At 67.7% G+C, this 13735-nt stretch carries 18 protein-coding genes; 9 read left to right on the forward strand and 9 right to left on the reverse strand.

The genetic code is table 11. The annotated features are described in order from the left end of the window. Positions 1-15: 15 nt before the first annotated feature. Positions 16-558: a Dps family protein gene (locus ACCO44_RS15640; protein WP_029262934.1), complete on the reverse strand. Its 543-nt coding sequence runs from the start codon at positions 556-558 to the stop codon at positions 16-18. Positions 559-687: 129 nt separating this feature from the next. On the opposite strand from ACCO44_RS15640, the gene ACCO44_RS15645 reads away from it, so the two are divergent. The 4 genes from ACCO44_RS15645 (at position 688) to ACCO44_RS15660 (ending at position 2787) form a co-directional block, all read left to right on the forward strand. Next, the gene (locus ACCO44_RS15645; protein WP_372467276.1) at positions 688-1179 is read left to right on the forward strand and encodes a GNAT family N-acetyltransferase; all 492 of its coding nucleotides are present in this window, start codon (positions 688-690) and stop codon (positions 1177-1179) included. Positions 1180-1286: 107 nt separating this feature from the next. Then, positions 1287-1586 carry a Fe-S cluster assembly protein HesB gene (locus ACCO44_RS15650; RefSeq protein ID WP_029262936.1) on the forward strand — a complete coding sequence of 100 codons (300 nt, stop codon included), beginning with the start codon at positions 1287-1289 and terminating at the stop codon, positions 1584-1586. A gap of 134 nt (positions 1587-1720) precedes the next feature. Then, positions 1721-2377, forward strand: a complete 657-nt coding sequence (locus ACCO44_RS15655) for a hypothetical protein (RefSeq protein ID WP_372467279.1) — start codon at positions 1721-1723, stop codon at positions 2375-2377. A 65-nt stretch (positions 2378-2442) separates the two neighbouring features. Further along, the gene (locus tag ACCO44_RS15660) at positions 2443-2787 is read left to right on the forward strand and encodes a LysR family transcriptional regulator (RefSeq protein WP_372467282.1); all 345 of its coding nucleotides are present in this window, start codon (positions 2443-2445) and stop codon (positions 2785-2787) included. Positions 2788-2791: 4 nt separating this feature from the next. Here the strand turns inward: ACCO44_RS15660 and ACCO44_RS15665 are convergent, their stop codons facing one another. The 4 genes from ACCO44_RS15665 to ACCO44_RS15680 all read right to left on the reverse strand — a co-directional run bounded on the left by ACCO44_RS15665 (position 2792) and on the right by ACCO44_RS15680 (position 6141). Further along, complete coding sequence (locus ACCO44_RS15665) at positions 2792-3367, reverse strand: alpha/beta fold hydrolase (RefSeq protein ID WP_105709567.1); 576 nt, start codon at positions 3365-3367, stop codon at positions 2792-2794. 157 nt (positions 3368-3524) lie between these two features. Beyond that, the gene (locus ACCO44_RS15670; protein ID WP_372467286.1) at positions 3525-4079 is read right to left on the reverse strand and encodes a GNAT family N-acetyltransferase; all 555 of its coding nucleotides are present in this window, start codon (positions 4077-4079) and stop codon (positions 3525-3527) included. After that, positions 4076-5737, reverse strand: coding sequence for an ABC-F family ATP-binding cassette domain-containing protein (locus tag ACCO44_RS15675; protein ID WP_372467288.1), 1662 nt, complete (start codon positions 5735-5737; stop codon positions 4076-4078). The genes ACCO44_RS15670 and ACCO44_RS15675 overlap by 4 nt, the downstream gene beginning before the upstream one ends. Next, the gene (locus ACCO44_RS15680; protein WP_372467290.1) at positions 5734-6141 is read right to left on the reverse strand and encodes a hypothetical protein; all 408 of its coding nucleotides are present in this window, start codon (positions 6139-6141) and stop codon (positions 5734-5736) included. Before ACCO44_RS15680 ends, ACCO44_RS15675 begins: the two co-directional genes overlap by 4 nt. Before the next feature lie 258 nt (positions 6142-6399). Here ACCO44_RS15680 and ACCO44_RS15685 point away from each other — a divergent pair, with 258 nt between their 5' ends. The 3 genes from ACCO44_RS15685 to ACCO44_RS15695 all read left to right on the forward strand — a co-directional run bounded on the left by ACCO44_RS15685 (position 6400) and on the right by ACCO44_RS15695 (position 8059). Then, positions 6400-6756 carry a PadR family transcriptional regulator gene (locus ACCO44_RS15685; RefSeq protein ID WP_372467292.1) on the forward strand — a complete coding sequence of 119 codons (357 nt, stop codon included), beginning with the start codon at positions 6400-6402 and terminating at the stop codon, positions 6754-6756. 26 nt (positions 6757-6782) lie between these two features. Beyond that, positions 6783-7559: a hypothetical protein gene (locus tag ACCO44_RS15690; protein ID WP_372467294.1), complete on the forward strand. Its 777-nt coding sequence runs from the start codon at positions 6783-6785 to the stop codon at positions 7557-7559. Positions 7560-7666: 107 nt separating this feature from the next. Then, positions 7667-8059, forward strand: coding sequence for a hypothetical protein (locus ACCO44_RS15695; protein WP_372467296.1), 393 nt, complete (start codon positions 7667-7669; stop codon positions 8057-8059). A gap of 264 nt (positions 8060-8323) precedes the next feature. On the opposite strand, the gene ACCO44_RS15700 is transcribed toward ACCO44_RS15695, so the two are convergent. From ACCO44_RS15700 to ACCO44_RS15715, 4 genes are all read right to left on the reverse strand, one after another. Beyond that, a complete protein-coding gene (locus tag ACCO44_RS15700) occupies positions 8324-8854 on the reverse strand; it encodes a VOC family protein (RefSeq protein ID WP_372467298.1) in 531 nt (176 codons plus the stop codon). Between the two features lie 81 nt (positions 8855-8935). Next, positions 8936-9604 (reverse strand): helix-turn-helix domain-containing protein, encoded by a 669-nt coding sequence (locus tag ACCO44_RS15705; protein ID WP_231481820.1) that lies wholly within the window; start codon positions 9602-9604, stop codon positions 8936-8938. A 189-nt stretch (positions 9605-9793) separates the two neighbouring features. After that, the gene (gene ychF, locus ACCO44_RS15710) at positions 9794-10867 is read right to left on the reverse strand and encodes a redox-regulated ATPase YchF (protein WP_029262948.1); all 1074 of its coding nucleotides are present in this window, start codon (positions 10865-10867) and stop codon (positions 9794-9796) included. A 52-nt stretch (positions 10868-10919) separates the two neighbouring features. Further along, entirely contained in the window at positions 10920-11660 is a 741-nt protein-coding gene (locus ACCO44_RS15715) for a class I SAM-dependent methyltransferase (protein WP_372467301.1), read from the reverse strand. Between the two features lie 59 nt (positions 11661-11719). Here ACCO44_RS15715 and ACCO44_RS15720 point away from each other — a divergent pair, with 59 nt between their 5' ends. Both ACCO44_RS15720 and ACCO44_RS15725 read left to right on the forward strand, forming a co-directional pair. Further along, positions 11720-12313 (forward strand): exonuclease domain-containing protein, encoded by a 594-nt coding sequence (locus tag ACCO44_RS15720; RefSeq protein ID WP_029262950.1) that lies wholly within the window; start codon positions 11720-11722, stop codon positions 12311-12313. Positions 12314-12377: 64 nt separating this feature from the next. Next, a complete protein-coding gene (locus ACCO44_RS15725; RefSeq protein ID WP_372467303.1) occupies positions 12378-13664 on the forward strand; it encodes a DNA recombination protein RmuC in 1287 nt (428 codons plus the stop codon). Positions 13665-13735: the final 71 nt, after the last annotated feature.

The following is a 13735-nucleotide window of genomic DNA, read 5'->3' on the forward strand; positions in this document are numbered from 1 at the left end:
GGGGCAGGGGCGGTCTCAGCGACCGGCGGGGCTGCGGTTCTCAGCGCTGACCATCCAGGCGAACTGCTCGAGTCGCTCGATGACCGCGTGCAGGAGATCCGCCGACGTCGGGTCTTCCTCGTCGACGGCGTCGTGCACGTCGCGCATCGTCCCGACCGCCGCCTCCAGTCGTTCGGTCACCAGATCGATGGTCTCGGTGGTCGAGACCTCCCCCGCGGGGAACGCGGGCAGAGTCGTAGTCTTGGCGATGGTGGCGCTGCGCCCGTCCGGAACCGCATGCAGGGCGCGCATCCGCTCCGCGATCGTGTCGCTGAACGCGCGCGCATCGTCGATGATCTCGTCGAGCTGGCGATGGGTGTCTCGGAAGTTGCGGCCCACGACGTTCCAGTGCGCCTGCTTGCCCTGGATCGCCAGTTCGAGCAGGTCCACGAGCACCAGTTGCAGGTTGCTCGCGAGCGCGGGAGAGGCAGTGAAGCCCTTCTCCGCATTCTGCTGGCGCGTGGTCTTCACGGCACCCTTCGTCGAGCTGCCGCTCTTCTTCGTCTTCGTTTCAGCCATGTCTGTGACCTCCTGCCGGTGAGGATAGCCGGGACGGGTACGTCGCCCCGAGGGGGTTGACACCGGAAGTCCGGAGCCCGAGTGTGGCGACCAGACCCGAACGTGAGACACAAGGAGAAGCCCCGCATCGTGACAGAACAGAACGACGAGAAGGACCGGAACATCGTCATCTCGCACATCAGCGAAGCGGATGCCGGTGAAGTGCTCACCGTGCAGCGCGCGGCGTTCGTCTCGGAAGCCGCGATCTACGGGAGCGTGGACATGCCTCCCCTGACGCAGACCCTCACCGAGCTGGAGGCGGAGCTGCGCTCGGAGTCCGGCTTGGCGGCGCGCATCGACGGACGCCTCGTGGGCGCGATCCGATTCGTGGAGAAGGACGGGATGCTCCTCATCGGGAGGATCGCGATCGCCCCCGACATGCAGGGCGAGGGCGTCGGGCGGACTCTGCTCGATCACGCGGAGCGCGCGTCCAACGCGCAGGTCGCCGAGCTCTTCACCGGCAGCCTGAGCGAGGCGAACATCCGCCTCTACGAGAGGTGCGGCTACGTCGAGCACGAGCGCGTGCCGGACGGCGACGGCACGGAGCAGGTGTTCCTGCGCAAGAACCTGCGAGGAGGATAAGAGCCTCCTCCGAATCGGCACAAGGGGGTTGAGGTGATCGTCCGAGTTCGGCATCGTAGCCCGGACATGTTGCGACCGTGACATGCCCCGAACGGAAGGAGAGTCTCGTGCTCACCCTCACCGACAACGCCTCCGCCATCGTGACGACGCTCGTCAGTCGCCAGACCGACGCCCCGGATGCCGGACTGCGCATCCACTCGTCCGAACCTCAGAACGCGGAGGGCGGCGCGCGTCTCGCGGTGCTCGTCGCCGCAGATCCGGAGCCCCAGGACCAGGTCGTCGAAGTCTCCGGCACCCGGCTCTTCCTCGATGAGTCCGCCGTCGCCGCACTCGACGACAAGATCCTCGACGCGGGTGTGGACGACGAGGGCTCCGTGTCGTTCGCGGTGCTCCCTCAGGTCGCCTGACCGAAGGATTCCGGATGCCGCGGCCGATTCGGTCGCGGCATCCGTCGTGTCACGGCACCGTCCGTCCTCACGATTCCATCTCGACGACACGCACTTGCACGAAAGGTTCGCAACTGGACGCTACGCTCCGAACCATGCCACGTGTTCTCGCACCTGTCCTCGTCCTCACGGCCTCTGCGCTGCTGCTCCTCGGATGCAGCTCCCCGACGGCGGCCCCGTCCGCGTCACCCGCAGCCACGCCGTCCACGTCCGCGTCTGCGGAGCCCGAGGTCGAACCCCAGCTCGTCGTCACGCTCGACGGCCTCTCCTTCACGGACGACGGAGGCACCGCGACTGCGGAGTATGCGGATTCGGATGCGCTTCTCGCCCTGCTCGAGGATGCGACGGGTGAACTGCCGGAGCCCGAACCGGTCGAGGGGATGGAGGGCTACGACGTCGAGATGCAGGCCTATGTCTGGGACGGTCTGCGGGTGCTCACCGACACCTCCGGCGCAAGCCCTGCGTCGATCGCGGTCACCGCGGCGGAGGTCGACGGGATCCCCGTGATGACGGAGGAAGGGCTCCAGGTGGGGTCGAGCAGGGCAGACCTCCTCGACGCAGGCGCCTGGGCACTGGTCGATGAAGAAGACACAGCGACCGCCACCGAACTAGGCCTGGGCCGACAGGAGGTGCCGGACACGCAATCGCTGACGCACCCCGGATCCGTCGGTATCCTCTACGTGCTCTTCCTGTTGGAGACGGACGCCGTCACACAGATCCAATCTCCCGCGAACGACTTCAGCGACGTCTGACCGGCGGCTTCCACCGCGTAACCTGGAGTGGCTCGCAATCCCGTGCGAACAGTCGAAGGGCCACCGTGAAGATCTCTCTGCTCCGCCGTTTCGTCGTCCTCGCGGAAGAGCTCCACTTTCCGCGCGCGGCCGAGAAGCTCGGCATCCCACTGGCCTCGCTGTACACCTCGATCGACAAGCTCGAGGCCGAGGTCGGCCATCCCATCATCCACCGCGAAGGGCAGACCCGGCTGACGCACGTCGGTGAGCTCTTGCTGGTCGAGGCGAAGGCGGAGGTCGCGGCCGCTCCCGCGCCGGTGAAGAACGCCCCCGCACCCGCCGGCGGCAAGGCGAAGGCCTCGAAGGGCAAGGGCCGAACGCCCGCCGTGAAGGGTCAGCCGAAGCCTTACAAGAAGCGGCAGGGCCGCTAGGGGCTCAGTCCCAGTCGAGGTACTCCTCGATCACGACCGCGGTCTCGATCGGGTGCGTCATCGGGAAGTGATGGTCTCCCCCGTCGATGCTCTTCACGCTCGCACGCTCGGGTGCCGTCGACTGCAGCTGCTCACCGTTGGCGAACGGCGTGACGTTGTCTTTCGTCCCCTGAATGATCAGAACGGGCATCACCGGCGCGAGGGGGATGTCGAGTTCTTCGACGCCGAGCAGCGCCAGTCCGTTGACACTGTCCGCGTGCGCGACGGCGAAAGCACGTGCGACGGTGCCGCCGAATCCGTGTCCGCCGATCCAGGTGTCGCCGAGGCCGACGTGGTCGATCACGGCGAGCGCATCCTCGACGCGCTCGTCCAGCGACACCTCTTCGCCCTTGACCTCGGCGCGGTGACCGATCCGCAGCACGTGGAAGCCCGCCTCTTCGGCGAGGTAGTGCGCGACGACACCGAGGATGTCGGCCGGGAGGTCGCGCTCCTGGATCAGGACGAGCTTGACGGGTCCGTCGCCCTCATCGACGAAGGGGATCGCGCGGCCGTCGGGCTCGAAGATCTGGGTGTCGGTCATCGGCGTGAATCTCCTCGTGCCGTCGGTGTCAGGAACTCAGACGAAACCTCCACGGCGGACGCCTGCGACCGGACCGCGACCGGAGCCGCCGTCCACCAGCGTATCCCGACCCGGCGGCCACCGAGACGAGGACTGCCGGAGCATCTTCGCCCGACGACTACCATGCTCGCCCGCGAAGATCTATCGAGCCTGCGGGCCACGTGCGCGGATTCGGGCCGAGCGCGAGGGTCAGGATGGGAGGCCCTGAGGGCTGCGTGGTGGGCTGACCCGTGCGATCGATAGAGTGCTCGACCGCCGAGATTCGGCGCCATCCGCACGATTCATAGAAGGAGACGACCTCCTCGCGGCAGCCGAGGTAGCCGAACTCGATCCCGCCGGCATCCGTCATCGACGCGGCCGCGTGTATCAGGAGCCGAGCACCGACGCGCTGCCCACGTGCGCGTGGGGAGATCAGCACCCCGCCGACTCCCGCGACCATGACCTCCGCCGCGCCGACGCCGATCGTCCGTCGCGCCCAACCGACGTGACCCACGATCTCATCGCCGGCGCGCGCGATCAGGTGATGGTCATGGGGCGCGTAGCCGTAGGGCTGATCCGGATCCCAGGCCCCGAACTCTGCGGAGTACTCGGCGTCGAACAACTCTCGCAGTCGCGCCACGTCATTCGTGGTCAGGCGGCCGTGCGGGACGCTGTCGATGACGAGGGCCGTCATGCTTCGGCGACCTGCCCGGCCTCCACCCGCCAGTGCCGGTCGGTGTGCACCGTGGCGAGCATCCGCCGGTCGTGCGTGACGAGCAGCAGGGTTCCCTCGTACGACTCGAGCGCCTGCTCCAGCTGCTCGATCGCGGGCAGGTCGAGGTGGTTGGTGGGCTCGTCGAGCACGAGCAGGTTGATGCCGCGGGCCTGCAGCAGGGCGAGCCCTGCCCGCGTGCGCTCCCCCGGCGACAGTTCATCGACCGCGCGCGTCACGTGATCGGCCTTGAGCCCGAACTTCGCCAGGAGCGTGCGCACCTCGCCCGATGCCATCTCCGGGACGAGCTCTTCGAACGCGGCCGCGAGCGGTTGCGTTCCGACGAGCTGCGCACGGGCCTGGTCGATCTCGCCGATCTGCACGCTCGCGCCGAGGCTCGCCGTTCCCTCATCGGGAAGCTGCCGCCCCAGCAGCCCGCGGAGCAGCGTCGACTTTCCGGCACCGTTGGGACCGGTGATGCCGATGCGCTCCCCCGCGTTCACCTGCAGTGACACGGGTCCGAGTTGGAAGGATCCCTGCCGGAACACCGCCGAGCTCAGGGTCGACACGACGGAGCTGGAACGCGGGGCCGAGCCGATCGTGAACTCCAGCTGCCACTCCTTGCGCGGCTCCTCGACCTCTTCGAGCCGGGCGATCCTGCTCTCCATCTGACGCACCTTCTGCGCCTGCTTCTCGCTGGACTCGGCTGACGCCTTGCGTTTGATCTTGTCGTTGTCCGGCGCCTTCTTCATGGCGTTGCGCACACCCTGGCTCGACCACTCCCGCTGCGTGCGTGCGCGGGCGACGAGGTCGGCCTTCTTGTCGGCGAACTCGTCGTACTTCTCCCGCTGGTGACGGCGCACCGTCGCCCGCTCCTCCAGGTACGAGTCGTAGCCACCGCCGAACACCCGGTTGCTGTTCTGCGCGAGGTCGAGTTCCAAGACCCTGGTCACGCAGCGGGCGAGGAACTCGCGGTCGTGACTGACCAGCACGACACCGCCCCGAAGACCGCGGACGAAGGCTTCCAGGCGCTCGATCCCGTCGAGGTCGAGGTCATTGGTCGGCTCGTCCAGCAGCGCGATGTCGAAGCGAGAGAGCAGCAGCGCGGCGAGGCCCACACGGGCGGCCTGCCCACCCGACAGCGAGGTCATCATGGTGTCGGCGGGCTCATCACCCAGGTCGAGTCCGAGGTCGGCGAGCACGGCGGGGAGGCGTTCGTCGAGGTCGGCGGCACCGCTGGCCAGCCACCGATCCAACGCCGTGGAGTAGGTGTCGGCGGGGTCTGTGCCCGGAGCCGCGAGCGAGGGATCACCGAGGGCCGCGGCTGCGGCATCCATGTCCCTGGTCGCCGCCGCGCATCCGGTGCGGCGGGCGATGTAGTCGACGACGCTCTCTCCGACGAGGCGCTCGTGCTCCTGCGGAAGCCAGCCGACGAACGCATCCGCGGGAGCGAGCCTGATGGTGCCGGCCTGCGGCTGATCGACGCCGGCGAGCAGCTTCAGGAGGGTCGACTTTCCTGCCCCGTTGGCTCCGACGAGGCCGACGACGTCGCCGGCCGTGACGGTCAGGTCGAGCGAGTCGAACAGGGTGCGGTGGCCGTACCCGCCGGCCAGCCCTTGGGCCACGAGTGTTGCGGTCATCCGTCAATCCTGTCACCCGCGGGGTGGTGCGCGGACCGGGTCGAGGAGAAGCAGCCTGCGTCCGTTGCCTCCTTCTTCCGCCACGGCAGGAGCGCTGCGAGCAGCAGCGCCGGACCTCCGACGAGCGTCCACGGCCCTGGGCCGGCGGGCGAGAGGACGATCTCGGGGTGCACGCGCAGCACGTTGAACGCCATCAGACAGCAGAGAGCACCCACCACGGCGATGATCACTCGCCCGACGCGCCCGCCTCCGCGCCGCGAGAAGAGCCAGGCGACGACCGCGACCGCCCACAGCACGAGGCTGACTCCGACGCCGAAGATCAAGAACATCGGCCAGGACGCGTCCGCGTCCGCCGCGAAGCCGACGGCGTTGGTCGCCGTATGCGCCACGCCCAGGCCGGCCAAGGCGAGAGCGCCGATACCGCCCGATATGCGGCGGGAACGGAGGAACCCGACTGCCCGGGTCTCGGCGGTGCTGCTCGTGCTTGTGCTTTTGCTTGTGCTTTTGCTTGTGCTTGTGCTTGTCGATGAGAGCATGCCCCCACGCTGGCGCGTCCCGCATGAGTCGACCATCGCTCGGAGGTATCAGTGCCCTCCTCCGCGCGGGTGAGATCAGAAGCGGCACTATTTGCAGATCTGACTAGTCCGACGTACGCTCTAGTCATGACTCCGGAAGAGTGGCCGAGCGAGTGGATGAGAAGCGTGCTGGGCGTGTGCGTGCTGCGGACCCTCCTCGATGGCCCGAACTACGGGTACGCGATCACCCAGAACCTGACCGCAGCCGGACTGGGCACCGTCAAGGGCGGCACTCTCTACCCCCTCCTCGGGCGCTTCGAGGAGTCCGGGTTCGTCGAAGTCGAATGGCGTCCCGGCGACGGCGGCCCCGGCCGGAAGTACTTCTCGCTGACAGATCAGGGCCGCGCACATGCCCGGTCGATGGCCGAGCTCTGGGCCGACTTCACGAAGACCACCCGCGAGCTCACCGACGGAGCGCTCGAGAAGCGCCGGGAACTGACATGACCACCGGGAACCGAAAGGCAGCACCGATGAACCTGAGCGACAGGACGGGCTTCGGCTCCGTCGACACCTACACGCGACTGGCGCCGAGTGTCGAGCGGGACTGGATCGAGCAGTTCGTGCTCGAGCAGCGTCTCCTCGGCGTTCCGGGATCGCGGATCGGGGACTCCCTCGTGGTCGTGGAGAGTCATGTGTCCGAGTCGGGCGAGAGCGCCCTAGCCGCATTCGGCGAACCCCGTGCGTACGCCGCCGAGGACGCCCCGGAGCAGCCTCAGCAGTCACCTCAACGAATCGATCGCGAATGGGGCATCGCTCTCGTTCTGGGCCTCTTCGGCATGCTGCTCACCACCTTCAGCGCGCAGGCGGCATTCGCGGGCGAATCCGCTCTTGCCGTGACCGTCGGGCACCTCGTCCTGCTCGCGATCGCCTCGGGGGCGCTCGCGCTGCTCCTCTTCGCGTCGCACGTGCCTCTGCGGATGATCGCCCAGCATCCGGTACGGAGCTGGATCGGCTGGATGGCGCTGCTCATCGTGATGGTCGGCGCACTTCTCCTGCTGCCTCAGCAGATCGGAGAGGTGAGCGTCTGGATCGCCTCGGCCATCGGCGTGGTCCTCCTCGCCGCCGGTTTCCTCCTGCAGATGCGCGCCTACCTCGGCGGTCGGGTGCAGGACGATCCCATCGTCGGGCCGGGCGAGCAGCCGGAGAGCGCCAGCGCAGGCCTGGTGACCGTCTTCGTCTTCCCGCTCGCGACCGTGGTCATGATCGGCTTCTCCTGGCTGCTCCAGCAGATTCCCGGGATGTTCTGACGAGCTCCCGGCCGCACGCGGAGGGCCTCGGACTGGGTATTCTGCCCGTGCGGGGCCCTTCCTCGGCTCCGACAGCAGCTGCCTTGATCAGAACTCTGGAGACGAGCGTGACGGAGACGTACCCGATCCAAGCCGACCTCGCATCGACACTCGGCGCAGAGCGCGCAGAGCGACTGCTGACGAAGCTCGACGACTACTCGAATCAGCCGAACGCGGTGAAAGGTGCGGCGAAGAGGCCGAGCGCCCCCGAGATCGAAGCGGCCGCGCATGCGGCGTTCGCGGCAGCGACCCCGGAGGAAGCCGACTTCGAGCTCGACTCGATCGGCATCTGGGGACTTCTGACGCTCGCCGCCCGAGCCGACGTGACGATCCTCGACCGTCTTCCCGCATCGCGGGCGGATAACCCGAAGGTGGCCTCGATCCGGCGTGCGGCCACGAAGTATCGGAAGGGTCTGACAGACGCCGAGGCCCCACAGCCTGTCGCCGACTCCGCGGAATAGACGAGGTCCGAGACGATCCCCCGGACCTGCGATCCCCCCTCAGTTGTTGAAGCGGAACTCCACCACGTCGCCGCAGATACCAACCTCTGGATTACGCGGCCACCCTTGACCGATGCGGGCCTCAAGTCAGGCCGGCCACCACACCTTCAGCCTGTTCGGCCATCGCAATCATCCGCCGCCGCGACCAGCAAAGCACGGCCGAGCGCGGGAAACTTTTGGAGGGCCCAAACGTGGCCGATCCCTCCGATGACGAGGTTGCGCTTCTCAGGCCTTCGGGTCGCGCAAGGCGGTCATTGCTTCTAGCAGCGTGTCGTGGATGTAGGCGAGCTCGGGCGAGACCTCTCCCCATTCGCCGCTTTGCTCCTCGACTGTCCAGTCCTTCTCGCCCGACGATTCTTCCCAGACCATCTCGCCGTGCTGCCAGATCCACCAGATGTTCGCGCTCGAATCCTGGACCCGAGCGAAGCTGGTCCCGAAGAAGTCAGTCGGCTTCGTGATGAGCCGTGCGTCGCGGGCGAGGGCACGCTCGAGCACCGCATCGAGGTCATCGACGTAGACCTGGAGAAGGCTCGGGGTGAAAGGCCAGTCCGGCTTGCGCTCGGCGAACATGATGGTCGTCGTGCCGACGCGCACCTCGGCCTGCAGCAGCAGGCCGTCGTCATCGACGGTGCGCGCCTCCGCGCGTTCCTCGCCATCAAAGACTTCGACGACAAATTGAGCGAGCTGATCGGCGTCGCTCGTGATAATGAAGGGGTTGACCGTGGCATAGCCCTCGGGTGTGGCGGGTGCTGACATCTTTTGCTCCTGTACTGGTGGTGGATGCGATGTCCACAGTCCATCACTGAGTGAAGGTCACGGTATTGAACATTTCCGCCATCATCGGCCGGACAGCACCTGGGCCGGCGTTTGGCCGTGGAAGGCCCTCAGCGAACGACTCAGGTGAGCCTGGTCCGCGAAACCGCAGCGTGCAGCGCACTCGATCGGCGGCACGCCCTGCATCAGCAGAGCAAACGCTTCACGCGCCCGAGACAGTTGCTCGATCTGCTTGCGCGTAAGCCCAGTCGCGGCGCGAACCCGGCGCTGCCGGTGCCGCTCCGAGTAACCCGCGTCATCGCCGGACAGCATGCGCCGGACATCGTCGTCGCAGCGCAACACGTCGAGCTCCAGAAGACGATCGGTGAAGGCCTCGATCTCCGCGAACTCCGGGAACGGCACAGCATGCTGCGCAAGTGTTACGTGCCCGGCTTCGACAACGAGCTGCTGCTCCCCGCCGAGCAGGAGGTGCTTGCTCACTCCAGGCAGGACGACATGAGCCTTCAGCTGAACACCCCAGCTGTGCTCCCCGATCGTCGAACGGATCCAGCGGTGACCCAGAGTCGGACCCGACAGTCCAGCGAGCAACTCTCCCCCCGGGCCGCGGGCGAACCACAAATCCCAGTACTCCACCGCCGGGACGAGGTAGCGCTCGTCCTTCGTCGCCCGCGCTTGCCACACGCACTCCAGTACGGACGAGTCGGGATGATGCTCCTCGTACATGCGCTCCATCCGCGGCTCCTCCCCTCTGAGGACATCCTCTTGAGCATTTGAGTCAGCTCTGGGTTTCGCTCCGATCCGAAGAGGATCACCGCTATGCGGGCGTTGTACTCGATCTATGGGTGGACAACACCCTCACGCACCACCGATCAGCCTACGTGACTGCCTGATGGAAGCCACGCATCCGAGGGGAGTCAGACGTTAAAGCGCAAAGCGGAATTCAACCACGTCGCCGTCCTGCATGACGTAGTCCTTGCCCTCGAGGCGAGCCTTGCCCTTGGCGCGAGCCTCGACGACGGAGCCCGTCTCGACCAGGTCCTCGAACGACACGATCTCGGCCTTGATGAAGCCCTTCTCGAAGTCGGTGTGAATCACACCGGCCGCCTGCGGGGCCTTCGACCCCTTGGGGATCGTCCACGCGCGAGCTTCCTTCGGACCAGCCGTGAGGTAGGTCTGCAGCCCGAGGGTGTCGAAGCCGATGCGGGCGAGCTGGTCGAGCCCCGACTCGTCCTGGCCGGTCGACGCGAGCAGCTCGGCGGCGTCCTCCGGGTCGAGGTCGATGAGCTCGGACTCGATCTTCGCGTCGAGGAAGATGGCCTTGGCGGGCGCAACGAGGGCGGCGAGCTCCGCCTTGCGGGCGTCGTTCGTCAGCACGGCCTCATCGACGTTGAAGACGAAGATGACAGGCTTCGCGGTCAGGAGGCCCAACTCGCGGATCGGCGTCAGGTCGATGCCCGCGACCGACAGCAGCACGCCACGCTCCAGGGCATCCTTCGCCGCGTTCGCGGTCTCGAGAACGACGGGCTCGATCTTCTTGCCGCGGACTTCCTTCTCGTACCGGGTGATCGCCTTGTCGACGGTCTCGAGGTCGGCGAGCATGAGCTCGGCGTTGATCGTCTCCATGTCGGAGGCGGGGTTCACCGTGCCGTCGACGTGCACGACGTCGTCGTCCGAGAAGCCGCGCACGACCTGAGCGATGGCGTCGGCCTCACGGATGTTCGCGAGGAACTTGTTGCCGAGCCCCTCACCCTCACTCGCACCGCGCACGATGCCGGCGATGTCGACGAAGGACACCGCTGCGGGGAGGATCCGCTCGCTGCCGAAGATCTCCGCGAGCTTGTCGAGGCGCGGGTCGGGCAGGTTCACCACGCCGACGTTGGGCTCGATCGTCGCGAACGGATAGTTCGCCGCGAGCACGTCGTTCTTGGTGAGTGCGTTGAAGAGGGTGGACTTGCCGACGTTGGGCAGGCCGACGATGCCGATAGTGAGAGCCACGGGGCACGAGTCTACCTGGCCCCACCCCCATCGCCCTGCGGAAGGCTGCTCCTCAGTCGCGGACGGCGCGGTAGGCCCGTGTCACGTACGGAAGGTCGATGGTCGTGTCGCCGTGCAGATCGAGCTCGTCGAACAGCGCGTCGAGGTCGTGCCGGATCCGAGCCTTCTCATCCTCGGAGGCGGTGATGATGTAGCTACGCGACGCCGCCATGCGGTGCAGCAGGTCGCGCGTGATGGGGCGGACCCACTCCCAGCGCTCCTGCTCGAGGCCGCCGAACGGCGCGGCGACGACCGGATCCCCCTCGGCGAGCATGTTCTCGGCGTGGCTGCCGTGCATGATCTCGGTCAACCGGCGCACCCAGTCGACCCGATCGTCGCGGATGTTCCAGATGACACCGAGCACTCCCCCGCTGCGTACGACCCGACCGATCTCGGCGGATCCGGCGACGGGATCGACCCAGTGCCAGGCCTGCCCCAGGACGACCGCGTCGACGCTGGCATCCGGAAGGGGCAGCCGCTCTGCCGACCCCACGAAGGTCGGTACGCCCGGCACGGCACCGCGCAGCGTCGCGAGCATCTCGGAATCCGGATCGATCGCGACGACCTCGGCATCCGGCGCGTGCGCCAGTACCCGGGTGAGCTTTCCCGTCCCGGCACCGACATCGGCGATGCGGCGGGTTCCGTGCGGCATCCGCTCGAGCATCCACGCCACCGCATCGAAGGGGTATTCGGGTCGTCCGACCTCGTAGTCCGCGGCCTGTGCTCCGAACGACGTCGCCATGTCCTCAGCCATGCGGCCAGCCTACGGCGAGTCTCCCGCTTGGTCGCCGACCTCGGGGTGAGAGTGGAGACGTGCCACTGGACTTCACTGCGATCGACTTCGAGACCGCGAACTCCAGCCCCGCCTCCGCCTGTTCCGTCGGACTGGTCCGTGTGCGCGGCGGCGAGGTCGTCGCCACCACCGGATGGTTGATCCAACCGCCGCCCGGTCACGACGAGTTCCAGGAGTGGAACGTGCGGATCCATGGCATCCAACCGGAGGATGTGCTGTCGGCTGCTACGTGGGTCGACCAGTTCGATCGACTCTGCGCCTTCGCGGGGGCCGACGTGCTCGTCGCCCACAACGCCGGCTTCGACCTCAACGTGCTGCGCCGCGCCTCGGAGGCGACGGGGCAGCTCTGCCCGCCGTACCGCTCGCTCTGCAGCCTGCAGGTCGCACGGAAGACGTATGTGCTCGATTCCTATCGCCTGCCCGTCGCCGCAGCCGCCGCCGGGTTCGAGGAGTTCGCGCACCACGATGCCCTCGCCGATGCTCGTGCCTGCGCGCAGATCGTGATCGATGCGGCCGCCAGGGCGGGTGCCGCCGACGTGTTCGCGCTCGCCGACGCGCTGAGCCTGCGCGTCACCGCACCCGTCGCGCCTGCTCTGGAGCGCGCCGTCGCCTGAGCCGACACACCGCTCCCGTGCGCGGCGACCTCGTAATGTCCGATGCCGGCCGCATCATGAACACATGGATGCTCTGGCTGTGGTTCTCCTCCTCGTCGCCCTCGCGGCGGGTGTCGCTATGGGCTGGTTCCTGCACGCAGGACGTGGGGCCGCTGATCTCGCGCGCGCTCAGGCCGAGCTGGCCGCCGCGCGCGACGACCGCGACCGCCAGTACGACCTCTACCGCGATGCCGTCGAGCACTCACGGAACGAGCAGCGAGCCGAGGCGCAGCGCGTGCAGCAGCAGAACGCGGTGCTGACGGCGCTGGCTCCGGTGCGGGAGAGCCTGCAGCAGATGCAGACCAAGGTCACCGCGATCGAACGCGAGCGCCACGCCCAGTTCGGCACGCTGGAGGAGCAGCTGCGACGCGCGCAGGAGTCCGACGAGGCGCTGCGGGCGACGACGGAGTCCCTCGCCGGAGCGCTGCGCTCGACAGCCACTCGCGGAGTGTGGGGCGAGACGCAACTACGCCGTGTGGTGGAAGCGGCGGGGCTCACGCGTCACATCGACTTCGATCTGCAGGCGACGATCTCTTCCGACCGGGGCCAGGGTCGGCCCGACATGGTCATCCGTCTCGCCGGCGGCAGCTCCATCGCGGTCGACGCCAAGGTGCCGCTCGACGCGTACCTCGAGGCTTCGGCGCTGTCGGCGGGTGACGCCCAGGAGCCGCAGCGGCGCGCCCTCATGCAGAAGCACGTGAAAGCTGTCCGCGCGCACATCGATGCCCTGGCCAAAAAGGCGTACTGGGCAGGACTCGACGCGAGTCCTGAGTTCGTGATCTGCTTCCTGCCGAGCGAGTCGCTGCTCGCCGCGGCCATCGACGAAGACCCGACACTGCTCGACTATGCGTTCAGCCGACGAGTGGCGCTCGCGTCTCCCGTGAACCTCTGGGCCGTCCTGAAGACCGTGGCATTCACATGGACGCAGCAGGAGGTGTCGACCGAGGCACGTACGCTGCTCACTCTCGGCACGCAGCTCTACGACCGGTTGGGCACTCTCGCCGGGCATGCCGACGATCTGCGCCGCGCCCTGGAGCGCACGGTTGACAGCTACAACCGCTTCGCCGGCTCGCTCGAGACGCGCGTGCTCGTGACGGCGCGGCAGTTCCCCGGCGTCGACGCCGCGGCTCTCGCATCCGTTCCGGCGGTGACGGAGGGCACGGGACGACGGTTCACCGCTCCCGAGCTGATCGCCGCAGACGAGCACGGGGACGAACCCGTCGCCGAAATGCCAGGAGCCACGGATCACATCGGAGCGGCATCAGTGCGCGCGGACGTGGGCGAGGTACGGGTTCGTCTCGACGAGATCTAGGGGCCACCGACGCTGTGCACCGCCGTCACGCCTGCACTGCGGCCTACGGCGTAGCGCGCGGACGAACTGTC

Origin of the sequence: Microbacterium maritypicum, assembly GCF_041529975.1 — a bacterium.
In the GTDB taxonomy this organism is placed as follows: domain Bacteria; phylum Actinomycetota; class Actinomycetes; order Actinomycetales; family Microbacteriaceae; genus Microbacterium.